The sequence below is a fragment of the Legionellales bacterium genome, assembly GCA_026125385.1.
GTDB lineage: Bacteria > Pseudomonadota > Gammaproteobacteria > JAHCLG01 > JAHCLG01 > JAHCLG01.
In genome coordinates, this window is the sequence record JAHCLG010000009.1 from 1 (window position 1) to 20,597 (window position 20,597).

Annotated in this window: 17 protein-coding genes; 8 read left to right on the forward strand and 9 right to left on the reverse strand. The window is 38.0% G+C overall.

Features of this window, described 5'->3' with window-relative positions; all coding sequences use genetic code 11:
- Positions 1-162 precede the first annotated feature (162 nt).
- Entirely contained in the window at positions 163-2,544 is a 2,382-nt protein-coding gene (locus tag KIT27_04970; GenBank protein MCW5588999.1) for a hypothetical protein, read from the forward strand.
- A 32-nt stretch (positions 2,545-2,576) separates the two neighbouring features.
- On the opposite strand, the gene KIT27_04975 is transcribed toward KIT27_04970, so the two are convergent.
- Both KIT27_04975 and KIT27_04980 read right to left on the reverse strand, forming a co-directional pair.
- Positions 2,577-4,211 carry an aminotransferase class V-fold PLP-dependent enzyme gene (locus tag KIT27_04975; GenBank protein MCW5589000.1) on the reverse strand — a complete coding sequence of 545 codons (1,635 nt, stop codon included), beginning with the start codon at positions 4,209-4,211 and terminating at the stop codon, positions 2,577-2,579.
- Positions 4,212-4,248: 37 nt separating this feature from the next.
- On the reverse strand, positions 4,249-4,827 hold the full coding sequence (locus KIT27_04980) for a glycerol-3-phosphate acyltransferase (protein ID MCW5589001.1): 579 nt from the start codon (positions 4,825-4,827) through the stop codon (positions 4,249-4,251).
- A gap of 394 nt (positions 4,828-5,221) precedes the next feature.
- Here KIT27_04980 and KIT27_04985 point away from each other — a divergent pair, with 394 nt between their 5' ends.
- Complete coding sequence (locus tag KIT27_04985; GenBank protein MCW5589002.1) at positions 5,222-7,420, forward strand: adenylate/guanylate cyclase domain-containing protein; 2,199 nt, start codon at positions 5,222-5,224, stop codon at positions 7,418-7,420.
- A 33-nt stretch (positions 7,421-7,453) separates the two neighbouring features.
- On the opposite strand, the gene KIT27_04990 is transcribed toward KIT27_04985, so the two are convergent.
- The 4 genes from KIT27_04990 to KIT27_05005 all read right to left on the reverse strand — a co-directional run bounded on the left by KIT27_04990 (position 7,454) and on the right by KIT27_05005 (position 10,495).
- Complete coding sequence (locus KIT27_04990; protein ID MCW5589003.1) at positions 7,454-7,798, reverse strand: XRE family transcriptional regulator; 345 nt, start codon at positions 7,796-7,798, stop codon at positions 7,454-7,456.
- Positions 7,795-8,145, reverse strand: coding sequence for a type II toxin-antitoxin system RelE/ParE family toxin (locus KIT27_04995; GenBank protein ID MCW5589004.1), 351 nt, complete (start codon positions 8,143-8,145; stop codon positions 7,795-7,797). Before KIT27_04995 ends, KIT27_04990 begins: the two co-directional genes overlap by 4 nt.
- A 98-nt stretch (positions 8,146-8,243) precedes the next feature.
- A complete protein-coding gene (locus KIT27_05000; GenBank protein MCW5589005.1) occupies positions 8,244-8,489 on the reverse strand; it encodes a hypothetical protein in 246 nt (81 codons plus the stop codon).
- 113 nt (positions 8,490-8,602) lie between these two features.
- Positions 8,603-10,495, reverse strand: a complete 1,893-nt coding sequence (locus KIT27_05005) for a sulfatase-like hydrolase/transferase (GenBank protein ID MCW5589006.1) — start codon at positions 10,493-10,495, stop codon at positions 8,603-8,605.
- Between the two features lie 204 nt (positions 10,496-10,699).
- Here KIT27_05005 and KIT27_05010 point away from each other — a divergent pair, with 204 nt between their 5' ends.
- Genes KIT27_05010 through KIT27_05020 form a run of 3 tightly spaced genes read left to right on the forward strand, consistent with a single transcriptional unit; the run spans position 10,700 to position 12,343 of the window.
- On the forward strand, positions 10,700-11,233 hold the full coding sequence (locus tag KIT27_05010) for a DUF2975 domain-containing protein (GenBank protein ID MCW5589007.1): 534 nt from the start codon (positions 10,700-10,702) through the stop codon (positions 11,231-11,233).
- A 13-nt stretch (positions 11,234-11,246) separates the two neighbouring features.
- The gene (locus KIT27_05015) at positions 11,247-11,477 is read left to right on the forward strand and encodes a helix-turn-helix transcriptional regulator (protein ID MCW5589008.1); all 231 of its coding nucleotides are present in this window, start codon (positions 11,247-11,249) and stop codon (positions 11,475-11,477) included.
- Positions 11,474-12,343: an SDR family oxidoreductase gene (locus tag KIT27_05020; GenBank protein MCW5589009.1), complete on the forward strand. Its 870-nt coding sequence runs from the start codon at positions 11,474-11,476 to the stop codon at positions 12,341-12,343. Before KIT27_05015 ends, KIT27_05020 begins: the two co-directional genes overlap by 4 nt.
- Positions 12,344-12,408: 65 nt before the next feature.
- Here the strand turns inward: KIT27_05020 and KIT27_05025 are convergent, their stop codons facing one another.
- Entirely contained in the window at positions 12,409-13,749 is a 1,341-nt protein-coding gene (locus KIT27_05025; protein ID MCW5589010.1) for a hypothetical protein, read from the reverse strand.
- 248 nt (positions 13,750-13,997) lie between these two features.
- Between KIT27_05025 and KIT27_05030 the strand changes: the two genes are divergently transcribed.
- Complete coding sequence (locus KIT27_05030; protein MCW5589011.1) at positions 13,998-14,270, forward strand: hypothetical protein; 273 nt, start codon at positions 13,998-14,000, stop codon at positions 14,268-14,270.
- Between the two features lie 381 nt (positions 14,271-14,651).
- Here the strand turns inward: KIT27_05030 and KIT27_05035 are convergent, their stop codons facing one another.
- Positions 14,652-15,164: a hypothetical protein gene (locus KIT27_05035; protein ID MCW5589012.1), complete on the reverse strand. Its 513-nt coding sequence runs from the start codon at positions 15,162-15,164 to the stop codon at positions 14,652-14,654.
- 142 nt (positions 15,165-15,306) lie between these two features.
- Positions 15,307-17,796 (reverse strand): hypothetical protein, encoded by a 2,490-nt coding sequence (locus tag KIT27_05040; protein MCW5589013.1) that lies wholly within the window; start codon positions 17,794-17,796, stop codon positions 15,307-15,309.
- Between the two features lie 723 nt (positions 17,797-18,519).
- On the opposite strand from KIT27_05040, the gene phoB reads away from it, so the two are divergent.
- Both phoB and phoR read left to right on the forward strand, forming a co-directional pair.
- On the forward strand, positions 18,520-19,257 hold the full coding sequence (gene phoB, locus KIT27_05045) for a phosphate regulon transcriptional regulator PhoB (GenBank protein ID MCW5589014.1): 738 nt from the start codon (positions 18,520-18,522) through the stop codon (positions 19,255-19,257).
- A complete protein-coding gene (phoR, locus tag KIT27_05050; protein ID MCW5589015.1) occupies positions 19,247-20,245 on the forward strand; it encodes a phosphate regulon sensor histidine kinase PhoR in 999 nt (332 codons plus the stop codon). The genes phoB and phoR overlap by 11 nt, the downstream gene beginning before the upstream one ends.
- Positions 20,246-20,597: the final 352 nt, after the last annotated feature.

Here is a 20,597-nt window from a genome sequence, read left to right on the forward strand (position 1 = left end):
TCACCTATACATAAAATCCTCATATCCTTAAAATCTCACTCCCTGCTCTTCATTTCTAAACCGATAAAGAATCTTTTAGACCTATTCAGTGGGTGAATGGCAAAATTTGTATCCTAGTCTATGCTTACAATAGATAACAATAAATTAGAAAGTGAGGATGATATGCATAGCGCCCCAAATACCTCTGAAGTTCCGACTATCGAGACATTCAATAAAAAGGTTTTTGAGCTGCAACAACAGTATAGTGACACAACACAAGCGCTATTAACCTCAAAAGGCACTCAAAATAGCACCTCATCTAGCACGACTGAGTATACACAAGCTTCCGGATCAAGTAATAAACCTAAACTAGATGATATGTTAGATACATGTACCGCTAAGATCCAAGCTTATAATTTATTATCAGCCTTGTTGATTATTAAAGCCGATAGCACGATAGCCAAATTTGATACACTTATTTTGGAATACACTAATAAATTAAATAATCAAACTAAGAATTTTACTATTAATGACGCCATTGCACTGAAAAAGGAATGCGTTAAACTTCTCAAAACACAACTCAAGCTCAACAGAACAGAAGCTGAACAGCAATTAATTGCTGCGCGCGATTGTGCGTTGATGTTACAACAAAACAAAGAAATTAGTACTAGGGGTAAATTTATCGGTAATGATACACTCGCGGAAAATAGCAAGTTGCTTAAAATTAGCGAGGACTATTACCAACGCTATTATTATCCAGGTAATGCGGAGTTCGATACTAACCAGAAATGGTTTCAAGCTGCGAATCAAAAAATTTGTGGCAAAAAAATATCTCAACCTGAAAATACCTGGCTTGCAAAGTTTTTTCAAAATCATAAAGAGCTAATAATAAAAAATGGCTTATCTGCCCCACCTTCGGCGCGATGGCTGCCTTTGCCTGCTAACGTTCATAAACACTCGATTGTTTATGAATATAATAACCCAAACTCTTCCAGTAGTTCATCATCCAATAACGTTAATGACTCAGTCATCACTCGTCAAGCCGGTACCATTATTCGACTCGGTACACCGGTTTGCTATGAATTACCTAAAGAAATTCAATTCGATCTTGCTGTTGATATTTACAAAGAAATTTTTAAAACACAACTCAACTCTGCAATCAAACAATATAAAATGTTATATGGTGATCTTGCTAATGAACAACCCTTTTATGCCAATCATATTAATTTATTATCACCCAATTGGTATGATGGCCATGGGCAAAAAGATAATAATACCCATTTTGTTGAAACTGCGAAACTAGCCTTAGCCGCGGTGCAAAAAGACTACTCTAGCAATCCAGAAAATTATGTTAACAAAGAAAACGCCACTATCCCTATTTATTTTTTTCACACCAACGATGCCGTTAATCAATTAAACGATGTCCGTAGCAATACGGGTTATTTTGTTCATGGGTCGATTATTAATTACGAGATAGATGATGAAGCTATTCATGAAAAACTACTCTCTACGTATAATTCTTTTTCTACAAAAATTAAATTTTCAGATGACAATGATAATACAAAGCTTACAGAAATTTTAGATTTTATTAAAAATTCAAAAAATATCCTTCCAAAAAATTATATGAATTTTTTAAATGAACTTGATAATAAAAAATTTTTATCATCTAATAATACAGCACTTCCAGCAGAATTAAACAGTGAAATTGCCACTCGTTTGCGAGCATCGGTGCAATTGCGCCGTTTACAAAATGGCGATCCCACTTTTTCACAATTACCTTCCTATCAACGCAGCATTATGCGCGCAGCATTGGCGCAGTTAGCGCAAGGGCAGCAAAGTTTGAATGCCGTGGGATGTAAAAGCAATCGCGATCGCGCAGCCGTAGTCATTGCGGCTGTAGCCACCCTGTTAGCCGATCCGCTCGCCATGAGTGATTGGAATAGGCTTAATGATGGAATTATCCAGAATTTAAATCGCGGTCATCATCGCAATGCGATGTCTTATCACGTGGCATTAATCAAATTATCCGATGTTCATGCTAATTTTTTACCAGCCGCCAGAGCTGCGGATAAACCATTAAAACAATTTTCTAAAGCTACCAAGAAAAAATATAATCTTGCTCAGAAACTGGGACTAGGACTTGTTGCCCTCATTGGTGCGTTTACGACGATAGCTTTTGTTTTCATCGCAGTTATTCAGAAAAAACAAAAATCGAAAACTGCAAAGAATTTGCAAGAATTAAAAAAATCGCAAGAATTAAGCTGGGAGGACGTTTTTGACGAACACGACAAGTTTGAGAAATACGACAAGCTATCAAAAACAGATCAGACTTCTCATGCTATTATAAATCAGCAGTTATGCGTAAATAACGATAATAATAAAAGTTCAAGTGTTGAACTAACCAAATCTAACCATAATAATAATACGGCTGTTCCTCAACCCAAAGAATATCAACAAAAGGAACCAAATCCTTCTCTAGATCAACATACACAACCAAAAGTTCAGGCCGGAAATACATCTGACTTTGAGTATGCGGCATCAAGCCTCAGACTTAGAGGATCTTAAAGTGCAAGCCGATAAAATAATAGCCATGACCCTCAACACGCCACCACCTGCGGTTCCAAATGCTGTTGGATAATTTCAAATAAATGATTAAACATGGTTTTATCGTAATGCCCGCCGAATAAACAAATTTGTAGCCAATTGCGCTCGGCTAAATAGCCGCTCTGGTAGCTTAATAAATAGCCTGCCTGCGCGAGCGCATCGCCCACCAATTGACTATTAATATCGGTGGGGAGAGCAAAGGTCAGAACAGCAGGATTACGCACCGCGCTAGGCGCAATAATTTGCACGCCGAGGATTTTTAATTGCGCTTCTAACCATTCCGTTAATTCACACAGACGACCTAAGCGTTTCATATAATCTTCACTGAATAAAGCTTGTTTTAAAGCACGCATTAAATGCGAAGACGACGTAAAAGGAATACCTTTGTGTTTAATATAAAAATCTAAATCTAAATAGCGAGGTAAGGGACGGTGTTGCGCGGGTAATTCGCGGTGAAAGATCATGGCTAAGCCTGCATAACTGCATAAACCCTTGCCACTCACACAACTGGCGAGAAACACTTCTTCCAAATCCACGCGAATTAATCCTACCGAGCTGATGCAATCAAGCGCTAATTGCAGCTCATATTGACGCGCGATGGATTTTAATAAATCCAAATCGTTAATAATACCCGTGGAAGTTTCGCAATGCGTCGCCCACAACCATCCCCAATCATTATGAGCAGATAGGCTTGCTGCAATTTTTTCGTGGGTGAAACACTCACCCCACTCAATCTTGCAGACGGAAAAATTTAATTGTAATCGGCGTGCGTGATCGGCAAGCCTATCGCCAAATTCTCCGTTCGATAAAATTAAACCACGTCCTGGCAATTGTGCTAACTGGCCGGCCACAATATCGTTAGCCAAAGTGCCCGATCCCATAGCAAATACCAGATCGTCAGCATTCACTAAATGACACAATGCGCGTTTACAATCATCCATCATCCGTCGAAAGGAATCGCTACGATGTGAAATACTGGGAGCCACCAACGCCACCCGTACCGCGGGATTCACCATCACCGGACCAGGCTGTAAAAGAATTTGCGATTTTTTATGCGTTTCTTGGCGTGATTGATTAAAACGTTCCCGTAACTGGGGAATGCGTTCCAAGCCTTCCTGCACCCACGCATACATCGGTTGAAATTGTGCGCCCTCAGCACCTAATATTGGGCCAAACGGTTTGAAGGTCATGTGTTCATAGAGTTTTTGCTGACGCGTTGTCGCTGAAACGACGACAAAATCATAATGATGACAAACATGGATCATCAATTGCATTAATAATTCGTGGGAAATACGGGAAAAACGGTATTGTTGCTTAATCACTAATAAGCGAATTTCCACAATTTTTTTATGTTTGGCATTTTTAGGCAAATAGCTATCGAGATTATCCATTTTGAAATCGAGTGAAAATGGACGTTGATCGCGGAAGGCAACCATGGCAATGACTTGATTATCGCAAATGCCAATTAAATAGCGATTTTCTTCGTGAAATTTATCGATTAATTTGCCTTCGGGATTGCGTTCGTGCTGCGGAATTTCTTCGACAAATGCGGCGTAGTTCAAACGATGAATTTGTTCAAATTCCCAATCTTCATTCGCAAATTTAAAAATCACTTCTTTATTTGACACAATACAATTACCTCAGTTCCTTGACTCAACGATAGCTTTAATGGGAAGTCGCGCAAGGGTTTTTTTGGATATTCTCCCAATGCGCCAACACTAGCATCCCCACAATCGCGAGTAACATAATATAATGTGCGGGGGTCTGCAATAACAAGACGGAAAAAATGGGTAAAAAAAGTAGGGTAATCAACCCCGTTAGCTTAAAGCGCAGAGTAATTAAATAAATTAAAACCCCCAACAGACCAAAACATAACATCACCGGAAAATTCCACACCAGTAAGGCGCCTAAGCTTACGCCAATACCTTTGCCGCCCTGAAATCGCAAGTGCAGTGGCCAAATATGGCCAGCAATTACCGCCACCACACAGCTTCCCATGCCCCAGTCGGTTAAACCTAATCCATAGGCGACTGCAATCGCCAGCATTCCTCGTAACATATCAAGCCAAAAAATGACTAACGCCCAGTTTTTTCCCAACACACGGCTCGCATTGCGAGCACCCAACGTCCCCGTGCCTAGTTGGCGCAAATCCTTTCCTTGTAAAAATTTCACGGCGTAGTAGGCTGTCGAACAACAACCGATGCCATAAGCGCAGACAATACCAATCAGAGTATGAATTAACATGAATTTTTAATCGACGGTTTTAAATATTGCCGCATTATATACTGCTCTACACTCCTTGCTCAATCCGCTGCACACGACATTTTATTCAAAACATTACGCAGAACCTATGCAAATTAACCCAAGCTCAGAGATTTTGCGCAAGCTATTGTTTATAACTCGAACGTTTCATCTAGGATGAACTATACTCAGTTTAAGGAAGGGAAATTTCAAAAGAATTCAATTAATTTCGCTCAACGCGGTATGAAAATGCGCTGAGTGATCAAAGGGAAGAACTAGGTTTTCTCCCCCTTTGGCAAGTCCAAGGCTTTGTAACCGAGACAAGCCTCGGGGAATAAAGTCACATCACGCTGATAAGCTAACACGACGCAGGAGCGCTGAGGTGTTAATAGCTCGCTTGACCAAAAAAATGTATCCCCTCATCGCGGGAATAATTGTGGTAGTGATTGCTGTGTGGGCGGCGATTACTCCTAACCCTATCGTGCGTGACGTATTACATCGTTTAGATTATTTAATGTATGATTTACGCGTGCGCCTCACGTTGCCCTCTTCCCCTGCTCCCACGCCCATCGCCATTATTGATATTGATGAAAAAAGCTTAAGTCGGGAAGGACGCTGGCCGTGGCCACGTCATAAAATTGCACAATTAATTGAAAATTTGCGTGACTATGGAGCTATTGTTATTGCCTTTGACATTATATTCTCTGAAGAGGAACGTAATGTCACAGAAACCATATTAAACAGTAATCAAATTACCGATCAAGAATTACAAAACTCTCTTAAAAATGTTTCTCAACATTTTGATCATGATAAAAGACTCAGTGATGTAATTGCTAAAAATAATGATATTGTATTAGGGTTTATTTTTCATCATGATAAAAAATTTTCGCAGGGGCAATTACCGGAAAGTTTTTTTATTATTGAAAAATTTAATCCTAATCAGTTAATGTTAATTTCATTTCCAGGATATACCAGCAACATTGCCACCTTACAACAACAAACACTGTTTCATGGATTTCTCACCACCGCACGCGACACCGACGGAGTGATTCGACGTACGCCGCTAGTGATTCGCTATGAAAATAAATTATATCCGGCATTAGGATTATCTGCTGCTAAAGCGTATTTGTTAAGCGACGAGATTATCCCTAATTTTATTAAACTTGATGATTATATCGGTTTAGAGTCTATTGCCTTAGGCAAACAAATTATTCCCACCGATATTCATGGCCAAGTCATTGTGCCCTATCAAGGCAAACAAGGACGTTACCCCTATTACTCTGCCAGTGATGTGTTAGAAAAAAAATTAAAACCACAGGCATTGGAAAATACTTTAGTTTTTATTGGCACCACTTCTTTGGGATTGGGCGACCTCCACACCACCCCTGTTGATCCTGTTTATCCTGGCGTAGAAATTCATGCCAACATTGCCAACGGTATTTTACAACAACAATTTCCTTACGAACCCAGTTGGAATAAAGGTGCTGAGCTATTAACAATAATAACTTTGGGATTGATATTAACTTTTTTGTTACCATTTTTGGGTCCACTAACGCTATCTTTAGTAGCATTGTTCAGCGTTGCATTGGTCATTGGTGGTGATCTTTGGCTATGGAATGTTAAACATTGGTTACTTTCAACCAGCATTCCTCTTCTAATGATCGTTACTTTAGCATCCCTAAATATGTTATATGGATTTTTATTTGCGAATCGAAAAAGTCGCACGTTGCGCGAAGCTTTCGGACAATACGTACCGCCTGATCATGTAAAACGCATTTCTGAAAATCCCTCTGCCTATGGATTTGAAGGAGAATCTCGCGAACTCACCGTATTATTTGCCGATATTCGTAACTTTACCACCATTTCAGAAAATTTAGCTGCGGCGCAATTACGTCAATTACTTAATAAATATTTTACCCCGATGACGGAAATTATTTTTAATTGTGGTGGTACTATTGATAAATATGTGGGCGATATGATTATGGCCTTTTGGGGTGCACCCGTGGAAGATCTCGATCACCGCCAACACGCTTGTCAAGCTGCCTTAGCGATGATTGAAAAATCCAATGAATTAAAACCAGAATTTCGCGCACTCAATCTTCCTGAATTTAATATTGGTATTGGTATTAACACCGGGATTATGAATGTAGGTGATATGGGATCGGAATTTCGGCGGTCTTACACCGTATTGGGCGATGCCGTCAATTTAGGTTCAAGAATTGAGGGTACCACTAAATATTACGGAGTTAAAATCGCAGTTGGCGCTGAAACCCGCAAAAAATCTCCTGACTATGTCTTTCGGAAATTAGATCGCGTGCTAGTAAAAGGTAAACATACTGCGGTAGAAGTGTTTGAATTAATTTGCCACCAAAACAATCTTACTCCAGCAATAAGCGAAGAAATCACGCTCCACGAACAAGCCTTGGAATATTATTTTTCGCAACAATGGCACATGGCTAATGAACTTTTTGAAAAACTGAATCAAGATCATCCTCAAAAAATACTTTATCAATTGATGCTCAATCGTATTAATGATTATTTAATTAACCCTCCCCCGCCCAATTGGGACGGGGCTTATGAGCGGGGTGAAAAATAAATAATAACTACTTTCTAGTTTATTCGAGCATCATCACAAATAAACTACTCGCAATTTTCCTTGTTTTTTTCGACTGCTCGAGCGTTTTATCACAATTTCAACATCTTGATTAAGCAAATTCAAATATCGCACTAAGCGCTCTATCGAAAATGAAGATAATCGCCCACGATTCAATAAGGAAATTTTAGATTGATCGGCATGAAGAATTTCTGCTGCCTCTGCTTGTTTAAGTTTCTTTCTTTTAAGTAGTTGATTAATTTTAAATGCAAGCTCTGCTTTAGCTAGCTTTTCTTCAGCATCAGGCATGTCAAGGTCGGCAAAAACATTTTCGGAACCCTGCTCCCAAATTTCGTCGGAATTAATGGATTGGTTTTTCATAACTGACCTCTTGCTATTGCATGTGCCGTTTGCAAACGGCGTTTGATAAGTTCAATATCTTCTTTAGGTGTTTTTATTCCATGTTTTGATTTTTTTTGAAATACGTGTAACACATAAATTTTTTTCTCAATTTTAGTAGCATAAATAGCGCGATAAGTATTTTTATTATGGTTACAAATAATTTCTACCACCCCACTAAAACCTTTTAATAATTTTGCCTGATCAGGAAAATAGCCTAACTGTGCTTGATATAGACTATAACCGATATCATCTTGAACCTCAGAAGGTAAACTTTTTAAATCTGTTCGAGATGAGCCTATCCAAATTAGTGGTTGTAGTGTGGTCATATCAAGTTAGCTCCTAGGTAGTATAGCCCAAAATTAGGCTATATTCTAGTTTTAGAATAAAATTGACGCGGTACTGTCGTTGTTCTGTAATTGTAGTGCTAATACTCACTCACAGGTTTAACGGCCCATAAAGAACCATTGCGTTGTTGACGTTGGTCTTGTAATTGATTTTGCCGCTGCGCTAACCATTGTTGACGTTTGGCTTGCTGCAAATTTTTCGGTAATTGCTGATAACATTGCGTACCTGGAAAACAATTTGCTGCTTGTTTTTGTTCGACATAATTCGCACAAGCTACCAATTGAGTTGCTACCACGGCACTTAATACTATATTCCAAATTTTCATAACTTTTCTCCTTAAACAGTGTTGCTTGATATTATTAGCGCAAGCTTAGTAAAAATTCAATCGAATAGGAGTTTCGCGCAAGTACAAAACTCCTGTCAAATATTATCCTAGTTTCAGCGATAAAATTGTCGCATTTGAGCAAAAGCCTGTTTGAGCGCGGGTAGATTTAATGGTGCAGAAGGCAATGGCTTTGCATTTGGGTCATATACTTGATAATTTCCAGTGGGGTAAATGGTGGTGTAGCCTGTGTTATCAATCACACCTAAATCAATATAACTCCCGACTAAAAAAGAACTGCGATCTTGTTTATTTAACAGGGAATTTCCAACTGCATAGGCCGCGCTCGACGTTTGCAAACCCAATATTTTTTCCATTAAAAAAGGCACAATATCATAATGAGTAGTACGATAATTGATGATCCGCGGCGCATGGTGCGGCCAATAAATAATAAGCGGGGTTTGCACTTGATAATGAGTGTAATTGCTCGCATGTCCCCAATAATTTCGTTTAGTATCATTGAACTCTTGCCCATGATCACCTGTTATGATTACTACAGTATTATTAAGCACATGTTGTTCGTTTAAGGCGTGTAAAATTTTTCCTACTAAACTATCGTCATAATATACGGCGTTTTTATAGCGATTTAAAAAAAGCGTTGGATCGGTTTGGTTGGTGAGATCGGTATAGCGAATTTTTTTCCACCAGGGCTTAAATCGAGCAGGAAAATTAGGTGGAAATTCTATGGCATGAGCACTATCGTAAAATAAAAATCCCAAAAAAGGTTGGTTCTTATGACGATGATTTAAAAAATTTAAAAATTCTTGATTAATAGTCGCATCCCGATCATAACTGTGCTTGCCGGGTGTTTCGACTTTTAAATTTGGAATGGTTAAAAAGACGGTTTGATTGAATGCGGGTAGTTTTAACGAGGCACTCGCAAAAATTGCCGGTTGATAATGATCATGTAATAACTGTTGAATGAATAATGGGGCTACTTTTTCTTGTTTAACCGACGACCAGTAGCTATAAGGCAGCGCATAAAATAATGAAAAAATTCCAGGTCCTGTACAATTTCCTCCGCTAAAATGCTGTTGAAAACGCCATGCTTTTTGTGAAAATGCCTGAATATTGGGAGTGACCTCTGAATTTAAGGTATTATATCTCCAAGTATCAATGACGATAAATAAAATATTCGGTAAGTGTTTTGGGGTATGGAAGACTAAGGGTTGTAATGGATAGTTCAGGCGATGTGTCGCTTGCGGGGCTTGCAAAAAATACGGTGCATTTTTGGTGACGAGTTTTTGCAGAATATTTTGCGTGGGCATTAAACTATAAATAATGGTTTCGTAAAACGGCAGCACACGTCCTACATCCATAAATATTCGTGCACCCTTCATCGCCGCCGTGGCATAAGCTAATACTGAGGTCATCCAGCATAGCATGGCCATTGAAAAAATACTGATGATGATCCAAGAATTCATTTTTTGCCTACAGTGCTGATTACTCCACCAAGCCGCCACTAGTTGTAAACTAAAAACCAAGATGATCCAGGAAAAAAATCTTATCCATTCTGCCCAGGAAAAAACAAAAATTTGACTAAACTCTCCGCCAAACACTAAATGAAAAATGACACCATTAATATGATAATGATATAACGCATAAACTTGAGTATCGATAATTAAAAATAAAATAAATAGCGAGTAACCTATAACGGCTATACCCTTTATTAACCGCTCGGGTATTTTTACTATCCAAAGCACCCAGATGCCGAACAGGGGGATCAGTGTCAATAAGGCCAGTTGGCCTAAATAGATTAAAATGGCTAAAACCCACACACGTATTTTTAAACTTACATCCACCTCACCACTCATTCCCACGGTATACGTTAAGTGAGCAAGATAACGTGTTCCTACTAAATAGGCTAAGCCTAAGTTGCATAAATAAAAACGCAGATAAAACGCGTCAGGCAATTTACCAAAAAACTTTATGATTGAAAGCAATTTCATGAGAAAAAACGATAAGTTGAGATTGTCGAATTTTTACATAATCTATTTTGAAATGCACCTGACTTATTACTGACTAAACTACTAAGTACATATATAACCATGATTAACACCAAATAATTCATGTTTATCGTGATTTTTTTATTGAATAAGTTAGGTTTCGCGTTATAATAACTCACAGATTTAAGTAAGGGGTTTCAAACCGCCATGAAAGCGCTTTGTAAAACATTATCCATTTTATTCATGCTAATGATGCTAGTGCTACCCGCATTAATTTTGTCTTATTGGGCAACCTTCAGTCACCAGCATGAATTTTCTGCGCATTGGTTCCAATTACTAACCCCCAATTTACCCGTGTATTATAATCCCACGTGGAAAACCAAATTACTTGCCGTCTTTGTGAGTCTCCCAAATTTAATGATCATGGTTTTTATTCTCTATCATTTATCCAAACTTTTTAAACTATATGCTAACGATATTATCTTTACCCTGCAAAATGTCAGTTGCATTAAGCGCATTGCCGTGGGTTTGCTGCTCTCAGAATTAATTTATCCTTTTTACCAAATTGCGATTAGCTTGGTGTTAACACTACCCAATCCTAATCAAGCACAACGTTTTATTTGGGTGTATTTCAGTCCCTCGGATGTATTAGTAGTCATTATTGCACTCGTCACCTTTGTGGTGGCGTGGGTGATGGGGCGTGCGTGTCAACTGCAAGAAGAGCAAGCACTCACCATTTAAGGATGATAAAACCATGCCCATCGTTATTAATTTGGATGTTATGTTGGCGAAACGTAAAATGAAATTAAATGAATTAGCACAATTAATTGGAATTTCTTCGCAAAATTTATCCATTCTAAAAACGGGTAAAGCGCGTGCTATTCGTTTTTCGACGTTAGAATTAATTTGCCAATATCTCGATTGCCAACCCGCGGATATTTTAGAATTTCAAACGGAAACTGAAGTGGAAGGAGTCGCCACATGAAAAAAGTCGTTATTCTAGGATGTGGTGATATCGGCGTGCGTCTCGCTAAATTATTACTTGCACAAGGCCACGAGGTTATGGCCGTGCGTCGTAATATTAAATCGATCCCCGATAACGTGCCGTGTATTTCCATCGATTTAACCGATAAAAATCAAATTAATCGCTTGCCCATTGACATCGACACTGTGGTGTATTGTGCAAGTGCCGATCAACACACTGAAACTGCGTACGAGGATATTTATGTGCGCGGTTTAGAAAATTGTTTAGAGTTTTTTAGCAAACTAAAGTTAAGTCCCTCCCTAACGTTTACTTCAAGCACATCGATCTACCCCCAAGTCGATGGAAGCTGGGTAGACGAAAACTCCCCCCTCGGTGCTCAGCATTTTCCCGCAAGGATGATGTTGCGCGCCGAGACTCTTTTACAAGCAGCGGCAGTCGATCATATCATTGTACGCGCAGCGGGAATTTACGGGCCAGGACGTTTACACCTCATCGAACAAATTCGTAACCAAACAATAATACTTGCTAATCATTATACTAATCGTATTCATGCCGATGATTTAGCGCATATTATTCTTCATTTAATTTCGCAAACGCGCTTGGCGCACACTATTTATAACGCTACCGATAATTGCCCAACGCCCCAACATGAAGTGGTGACATGGCTGGCAAAAATGCTTAACCAACCGATTTTAAACACCCAAATTCAAACCGACGATCCCCATGGATTACGCGGCAATAAGCGCGTCAGCAATCAACGTTTACTCGAAACCGGCTACGAAATGCTCTACCCCGATTTTCATGCGGGTTATCAGGCTATTTTAAACAACTTATGTGATCAAGATGAAAGTACGACGATTTCTTAGAGCATGTTTAAAATTTCTGAGAATGACTCAGAAAATGTCGATTTTTGAGCAGAGTATTGAATTATTCATAATTTAAATATCCCAATTTTTCTAAATAGAATAAGCAGAAAAAGGGCAATTAGAGAAATTACCATCACTGAACAATACAAATTTTTCGAGCTGAGAATATTTTTTAGCCCAAAGCCTACATTAGAATTGGTATGGTGGATCAGATAGTAGGCAACGGTAGCACTAAATGCCGCACATAAACGTTGCACCCCAACAAATAACCCCTGTCGCTTTTTGTCTTCTATGAGCGTGCTAATTTGTGCTTGCGTGGTAGTAATGAGCAAAAACTCTGACGTTGCATATAAAAAAATACACACTATAGGCCAAAAAATTTCAATTTTATTATTGCTGCTGAGTAATTTGATTGACATAAAAAGTAGCATAAATGCTAAAAAATTTAAGAATAAACTGGCAATCAGCATTTTAGTTTCTTTAATTGCATTTAATTTATAAATATAGTAGATAACTCCACCACAAATCAAATTAGCCAGCGGATCGAAAATAAGCGGTATTAGCGGTGATACCGTAATTCCCATAATTTTATTTTCCACATGACTCGTCAAAAAGATAGCAAACTGGCTGGAAAATATCGAAAATGACAACCAATACACAAATATGCATAGAATTAGTATGATTACAAATTGGAAGTATTTTTGATTTTTTTCCTTAAAGCTTAAAAATAATACGTATATCACGCATGCTATAAATAACATTATCGACAGTAATCGTGTTAAAGAAGGTAGATTTAGCAGAACACATACTAGAGTCGATAGCCAGGCTAATTTTATTATTAATGAAAAATGGTTTTTTATTGTTAACTTTCTTGCATGGGATTCTTGAATATTTTTTTTAAAAAAATACAAAAATATAAATGAACATACAACAAATATGCCACTGAATAAATATAAGGATTTAAACGTAATATAGGTGGGAGCCATGCTTAAACCAAAAACACCAAAGAGGCATCCAAAATTTAATGCCCACTGCATAGCCTGATTTCCCTGATGGCGTAAAGCAACATCATCAAATTGTTCGTTGACCAGCAAAGTAATATTGGTACTATAAAGACTCCCTCCTATAACAAAAAATGTTATTCCCAGTAATTGAATTTTTTCAATTGAAGATAAAATGAATAGGTATGAAATCGCAAGAATAAACAAAGACGTTAATATAAAAATTTTACGTTGCTCAATATTTCTATTTAAATACCCCCAAATCACACAACAAATTGCAAATAATGATAATGATGTTGTTGCCAAAGAGTAGGCTTGATTGAGGCTGTAACCATCATGATCTAAATAGGCGGAGAGTGAGATCTTAAACGTAATATATCCAATCATTAAAATCAGATTCGTCATTAACAATACGTTCATGCTAGGTCTAAAACTTTTCTGTATTCCCTTCATTATCAACTCAATGCATTATTTTCCTAATTACAAGTCAACAGAGTTTAGTGTAGCCAACACCTGTAGTCAACCTATAAAAATCCTACTTGTAATACAGGTCTAGTGAGAACAAAATTTCCTAGCATTGAGAGTGATTAATCATTTTCATTTGCCCATGAGGTAATAACCAAACTCTATTTTTGCTGATTAAGGAGAAAATTATGCAGAAAATGAATGTCGATATTTTTCGTTACCAAGTTATGGCACAAACTCTATTACCCTGCTTTCCCTATAGTCTAATCGAATTACTTGATCATAAGTCTAATCAAATTATTAAAAAATCACCTGCCGTTATCATTCACGAAAGTGAATTAATTAGAAATATTAATCCGGATTATTATGCTATGATTTTTTTAGCCGCCGTAGAAGATCACATAAAACAGGAACAATTTTTCAAAGATAATATCAGCGATTTTCTTGATGATGAAACCTGAGATATTCCTGAGTTGACCTAAGAATTTCTTAACCTAAGCGCCCTTGTGGCGCTTGCCGATCTTGACGCTAGAATTGTGCCAATATTATATACCCAACGGACATGAAGATGCGGCCAAGGGTAAAACCAATGATCGAAATTTATCGGTAATTCTTGAAATGACTTTCTGTTGGTGGGCATCTATTTTAGCAAAGAAACCAAGCACAACATGTTTAAAGTCAATGAATTTTTCATAGTAACGATTATAAGCGTAAATTAATCCCAACTGATACTCTGCACTGTATACCTTACCAGAGAAGCAACTCTCGTTATTCTCGCGCAGACGTGAATCTAGTTTTCATATCTGAGAGTTCATGCTATTAAATCGCGGGAAGATGCTTCGTCAAACCTTTCTTTTTTTCTGGCCAATAGGTTGAGCGATGTTTTGTTCTCGCTTACCAGACACTGGTAGTGCATTTGCAGTTTGATTTCTCGTTGCAAGAGTGCCAAGCGCGGCTCGAGAAGAATTTTTACTGCCAAATTTACCAACCATACTGGCCATTTGAGCAGGTGTTGAAGATGGTAGAGAGTGTGTTGCATGTGATGCTTTTTCAACTGCTTGAAGTTGATCTTGGTATTGCTTAAGAACCGATCGAAATTCTGTGATAGCGTCTATAATGTCTTGTTCGTCTGAAAAATCTTCGTTACTAAAGTTATTGAAGCTTTTTTCTAAGCCAGACAGGTTATCTGGAGCAGACTGATTAGATTGAGGAGAACTAAAAAGATTATACATTGTTAAAAAGGCTTGCCAGCTGCTTAAATAACCGCTTTGAACTTTTTCAACGCTGTCTCGCAAACTTTTGTGTGCTAATTCTAATTTATTTTTTAATTCTTCCTGACTCATTCCCATTGCCATAATTATTCTCCAAAATCTTTTCAAATTAACCAGTTACACCACACAGTTGCACATAAATTTTACACTAAGTTTATTGCTTCTATGTGTATAAAATTGTACACCCAATCTCCCACCAGCGGAAGACCTGTTTGAAAATAATTTTTTAACCTTTTTCCTTCCGACGAGGAGTTAAAGTATGCTCAGCATTTGGACGTGTTTGTCCATCTTTTTTTTGCTTCCTACGTGGAGTTGCAGCGAATGAATTATCTACATTTGAAGTTGAGGAGGCTCCTTGATCGGAAGTACTCCCTTGATTAAAAAATAAGGGAGGGAGGAATCCCGAAGAAACGACTCTCACCGGAGTTAATGCGGATGATCTCGAAAATTGAGCAGCAACAGATGTAGTAACGGAAGTGGAATCACAAGGTGGTTTAGGAGTACTTATCGTACCACTTGGGCTGTGAGTGCTGGATCGTAAAACACGTCTTGAAGCATTGATGCTTGAGGAAGAATGAGCAGTTGAACTTGAAGATACTATTTGTGTTTGCTGAGAGGAAAGCAAGGTTTTACTTCCCCCGTTGATAGGAGGTAACCGGACTTTTCTATTATTTGTACTGGTAGAGCTAGCAGTAAGATCTTCTCTTCTGGGTGTTGCGGGTGAAGTTGGCGGTGCTGAAGTCATGCCAGAAGATGTATTTTGACTGTATACCTGAATGGCTGATAATTGTTTTGCAATTGCTTCGTAAGAATCTACGCCATTAACAAAAAAATCTTTTTCCGTATTAAAAATATCATTTCCATGGGTTACTAACCAGCGCATCGCAATATGAACATAATCCTCCACTGAAGAGGTTGATGGGAGAGTGGGTTCTTGCAAATGTGTGCCTCTAGGCGTAGAAGGGGTTGGTCGAGTAGGTGTAACATGACTAAAATATCGTGACCAATCCTTTTTTGTTAAATCAAGATCGGTAGTATTTGCAGAGGATGCAGAGGAAGACGAGCTCGTGTTTGCGGCGCTATTCATATAACGATTACTCACTGAAAAGCGTTGCCCACTAGTAACCATGTTATCCGTGTGCTCCATCCATGCATTGCAAGTAATTACTGCTTGATGTGTTATCAAACGTAACGGCATAACCAGACCACGTATAAATCGTTGCAATAGAAGTGTGTCAGCGTGTGCTAATGATGAAAAAAATTTATCAAATTCATGGTTTGGCAATAATGCTTGTTGTGCTGTTGCTCTGGGAAGCCATGCTGAAATATTTTCTGGTGGACTGGCTTTGACTTTTTGTGTATTAACGGCATTAAATTGATCATCGGCTTGATGCTGTCCTAAATTACACGCAATTTTAAGTTGATCGGGTGACAATTCTTTTATTAATGCAGGATATTTTTTCGATAAAAGTGTTCGATATAAAAACTCCATGATGACAGCAGCAAATATTAATAAAGGAGAACCCACTCCAGGTTTATAACCATGAGTAAATCGAGAATAAAAATGTTCTGCTATTAATTTAGTAAGTTCTTCATCATTGTCATCTAAGCTCACGTATCGATTTCTAGTGGTTGTATGGAAATCCTGCAAAATATCATTTTTAAGTGCTTCAAGTATTTTATTTCTAAAATTAACTATTTCATCTGGTTCATGAAGAGATAATTTTTTCTTGCTGATTTTCCAGAAATGTTTGATTGCGTTAACAATATCCGCTTGTGCTTTTTTGTTAACTTCATCCGTATTTTCTTTTAATAAAGAAATGGGGTTTTCAGCGAATTCTCTCCATGGAGTTTTAAAACAACTAATCCCTTGAAAATCGCAGTCTGAGCGAATAATTAACCCTGTTCTTTTATGTGCAAGAACGGTAACGGGCTCTACATATGGAGTTTCATTGTTCTGTGTGACACGCATCGATAAAAGAAAACCAGAATGTGAAGTTTTGTGTTTAATTAAAAATTCATAGATTACTCTCAGGGGTTCTTTAAAATTATCAGGTAAATTCTGAGAGGATTGCATTCTACTTAATATTGTTGCCTCAGGAGGAAATTCATCTTTGCAATGCTCAGCTATTAATTTGCGTAATTGATTATTTTTAGTGTTCGCTTCAGATTCAAAGTTTAGTATAAAAGTAATATCAGTATTCTGATGATCTTCGCAGGCATTTATATTTTTGTTCCAAGCAGGATAGCGAAATTCAATTGTCTGATTGTTAATTGCAGTAATAGTAATATCACCGTTTTCCACAGCCTCCCAAAATTCAGCGAAGGACAATTCTTTTTGAATCGCTTTTAATCCTTTGGGGATTGGTAAGTCGGAAATTAATAATTCTGGTCCTGCTTTTTTTCCAGGAATATCATGGCGAATACGTGATAATAATGCATTTTGCGGAAATTCATTAAAGAAAATAGCATTGGCTACACTCTTTTGCGTCACGATGATAGGTTTGGGAAATGTTGAAAACTGATAATAAGCATTTTTAGTTTGAGGGATTTTTTTTCCTAATGATTCTTCACGAAATTGAATGGTAATTCTTAAGATGGTTGTCGTAATCGCGGTGGCTAATTGCCAGTGTATAGGAAAACTTGATGAATTTAAGGCATTTAAGCCACTCAGAACCTCTGAGTTTTGTGTCACTAGTTTTGACTGTTGCTGCATAGGTCTAGGCTTTGATGAATCTTGAGCTACTGAAGAACAAGTGGATGAGGATGAGGATGAGCAATTAGAAACTGTGTCCTCAAGATCGCATCCATCTTCTTCCTGATTAGTCTTATTGTCATCTGTGTAAGTTTTTGTTGAGTAGCTGCTATGCACCGAAAATAACCTCGTAATTATTTTTTTTATTTTAAATTTAGCTTAAACTTCATTGAGCGTTTACTTTTTTTATTTTTTTATTATAAAACGCACAATTCTCTCTTGAAACTGTACTTTTGTCAACTTTTTATACCGGGGATCACCTCATTAAAATTTAGCACTTAGTGCCATGTTAAAAATGGGTTATCCCATCCAGCAAGCTTTCGTCGCCGTTTTAAACTAATTCGCTTCATAGCTTTTTCACTATCTGCAGTAAATTCAAAACTATTTTTTTAATATTTGTCATTGACTTCAACAAGCCAAATACAATGCCAGATACTAACAAAAGCAGTAACCCTATGCTTTGCTTTATTGTCTCCATCAAAAAGCCGGTGATGAGAGGCTTTCCCCTCTATCGCTATAGTAGTTTTAGCTAAATTTTAATGAGATCACCCCCTCCCCCTTGATAAAATTCTGCACAATTATGACAAAATAGGGTATAATCATCCTTTTAAACTGAGTTTTGTCATATACACGTCAAATATTGGCGAGTATGAACGAATTTCATTCAACCAGAAGAAAAATGCCATGAATCAAACAAAACTTATTCTCATTGTCGATGATGAAGCCGCCATCCGCGAGATGATTTGCTTTAATCTCAGAATCGCAGGCTTTGATTGTATTGAAGCCGAAGACGAAGAAAGCACCATCAAAAAACTCAACGATCGCCAACCCGATTTAATTTTAATGGATTGGATGTTGCCCGGTAAAAGTGGGGTCGAAATTATTCGTCGTATTCGCAGTACCACGCCTTTTCAAGAAATTCCAATTATTATGCTATCGGCCAAAGCGGAAGAAGACAGTCGCGTGCGCGGCTTAAATTTTGGCGCCGATGATTATATGATTAAACCTTTTTCTCCAAGAGAATTACTTGCCCGTATTAAAGCGGTGCTCCGACGCGTCACTCCCGAAGATGAACAGGGTTTAATTCGCTTACCTGGGCTCTGTTTAAATACCACCAATCAAACGCTTTTAATTAATGAAGAACTGCTCAAACTAACCACAACTGAATATCGCTTATTATATTTTTTTATGATCCATCAAGACCGAATTTATACGCGTGCCCAAATTATTGATCATGTCTGGGGAACGAATTCCTATATTGATGAACGCACGGTGGATGTGCAAATTCGTCGTTTACGTAACGTGATGAAAAAAAGTGGCGCACAAGATTTAATTCAAACGGTGCGTGGCAGTGGCTATCGGTTTTCAGTTAAAATTAAAAAATCGCAACAAAAACTCAATGAAGACAATAATGGATGCTAAATTATTTGCTAATTATTTACCTACTGCGATTATTATGGTCAACCTCGATCATACCATCGACTGGTTTAATCGTGCTGCGCAAACGGCCTTATTGTTAAACGATAGTCATCAGCATCAGCCTATTGATCAGGTAATTCACGATGCAGCATTTAGCGAATATTTATCAGCCAACACTCCGATATCACACCAAAAAATTGAATTAGATGGAAAACTGCGTCCACCTGCAACTTTTTTACTCTCGATTATTTTTTTAACCGATCAAAAAATTATTTATCTCGACAATATTTCGTCTTTTCAAAAATTAGAAAAAATGCGCAAAGAATTTGTCGCGAATGTTTCACATGAATTGCGCACCCCACTGACTGTGATCCGAGGCTATTTAGAAGGATTAAGCCATCCAAATGTGCCCCTAAGTCCGACACTCTGGCAAGATATGATTGGCAAAATGCAAAAGCAAGCCATTCGCATGGAACAAATTGTCCAAGATTTATTATTATTATCGCGCATGGAAACCAATACCATGCAACCTGAATCCAGCACTGAAATTGATATGCCAGAATTATTACATTCTATTTTACAAGATGCGCTCGCCTTAAGTAATCAAAATCATCATGATATTAAATTACGCATTGATACGAGAAAAACGATTTATGGATCGCGCATGGAATTACGCAGTGCTTTTTCTAATTTAGTGTTTAACGCTGTCAATTATACGCCGGCGCGTGGCAGTATTTTATTGCGTTGGTATGCCGATAACGAGGGTTTACATTTTAGTGTTACCGACACCGGCGTTGGCATTGATCCGCAACATTTACTGCATTTAACCGAACGTTTTTACCGCGCGGAAAATGAACGCACCAATGCTCGCGGCGGTACGGGTCTTGGACTTGCGATCGTAAAACACGTTTTACTCAGGCATAACGCCAAACTTCATATTGAAAGCACACCCAAGGTAGGTAGCACGTTTCGCTGCGATTTTCCGCGGTAATATTCGCCAGCGCTCGTGAAAAAATCCATGAGATAGGTTAAATTCTTTATGCTTGACGTTTAAAGTTTAGTGGTTGAGCTAAAGCTACAGAAGCATATATTCATTCTATACCGCTCGCCAATGAAGATGCGGGGAGTCGGAGATTAAGTCGCAGGCCTTAGGTAATAAGTGCGTTCGCTAAGCTTTCGCAAAAAAAGAGGAAAAATAGGTATTTATTAAGATAAATCACTTCGACAATCAGTGAAAATCTCTAACTCTAGATTTTGTCTTCAGCTGCCTCTTGAAGTGCGTTGGGTATATGTCGTCTTCATTTTAAATGTTATACTCGCGCTTTTGCAATTAATTGGTCATT

Bases quoted from the DNA above. Each gene is read 5' to 3' on its own strand.
- KIT27_04970 (MCW5588999.1), top strand. From the start codon at position 163: ATGCATAGCGCCCCAAATACCTCTGAAGTTCCGACTATCGAGACATTC.
- KIT27_04980 (MCW5589001.1), bottom strand. From the start codon at position 4,827: ATGTTAATTCATACTCTGATTGGTATTGTCTGCGCTTATGGCATCGGT.
- KIT27_04990 (MCW5589003.1), bottom strand. From the start codon at position 7,798: ATGAAAAACCAATCCATTAATTCCGACGAAATTTGGGAGCAGGGTTCC.
- KIT27_04995 (MCW5589004.1), bottom strand. From the start codon at position 8,145: ATGACCACACTACAACCACTAATTTGGATAGGCTCATCTCGAACAGAT.
- KIT27_05000 (MCW5589005.1), bottom strand. From the start codon at position 8,489: ATGAAAATTTGGAATATAGTATTAAGTGCCGTGGTAGCAACTCAATTG.
- KIT27_05005 (MCW5589006.1), bottom strand. From the start codon at position 10,495: ATGAAATTGCTTTCAATCATAAAGTTTTTTGGTAAATTGCCTGACGCG.
- KIT27_05010 (MCW5589007.1), top strand. From the start codon at position 10,700: ATGAAAGCGCTTTGTAAAACATTATCCATTTTATTCATGCTAATGATG.
- KIT27_05015 (MCW5589008.1), top strand. From the start codon at position 11,247: ATGCCCATCGTTATTAATTTGGATGTTATGTTGGCGAAACGTAAAATG.
- KIT27_05020 (MCW5589009.1), top strand. From the start codon at position 11,474: ATGAAAAAAGTCGTTATTCTAGGATGTGGTGATATCGGCGTGCGTCTC.
- KIT27_05025 (MCW5589010.1), bottom strand. From the start codon at position 13,749: ATGACGAATCTGATTTTAATGATTGGATATATTACGTTTAAGATCTCA.
- KIT27_05030 (MCW5589011.1), top strand. From the start codon at position 13,998: ATGCAGAAAATGAATGTCGATATTTTTCGTTACCAAGTTATGGCACAA.
- KIT27_05035 (MCW5589012.1), bottom strand. From the start codon at position 15,164: ATGGCAATGGGAATGAGTCAGGAAGAATTAAAAAATAAATTAGAATTA.
- KIT27_05040 (MCW5589013.1), bottom strand. From the start codon at position 17,796: ATGCAGCAACAGTCAAAACTAGTGACACAAAACTCAGAGGTTCTGAGT.
- phoB (MCW5589014.1), top strand. From the start codon at position 18,520: ATGAATCAAACAAAACTTATTCTCATTGTCGATGATGAAGCCGCCATC.
- phoR (MCW5589015.1), top strand. From the start codon at position 19,247: ATGGATGCTAAATTATTTGCTAATTATTTACCTACTGCGATTATTATG.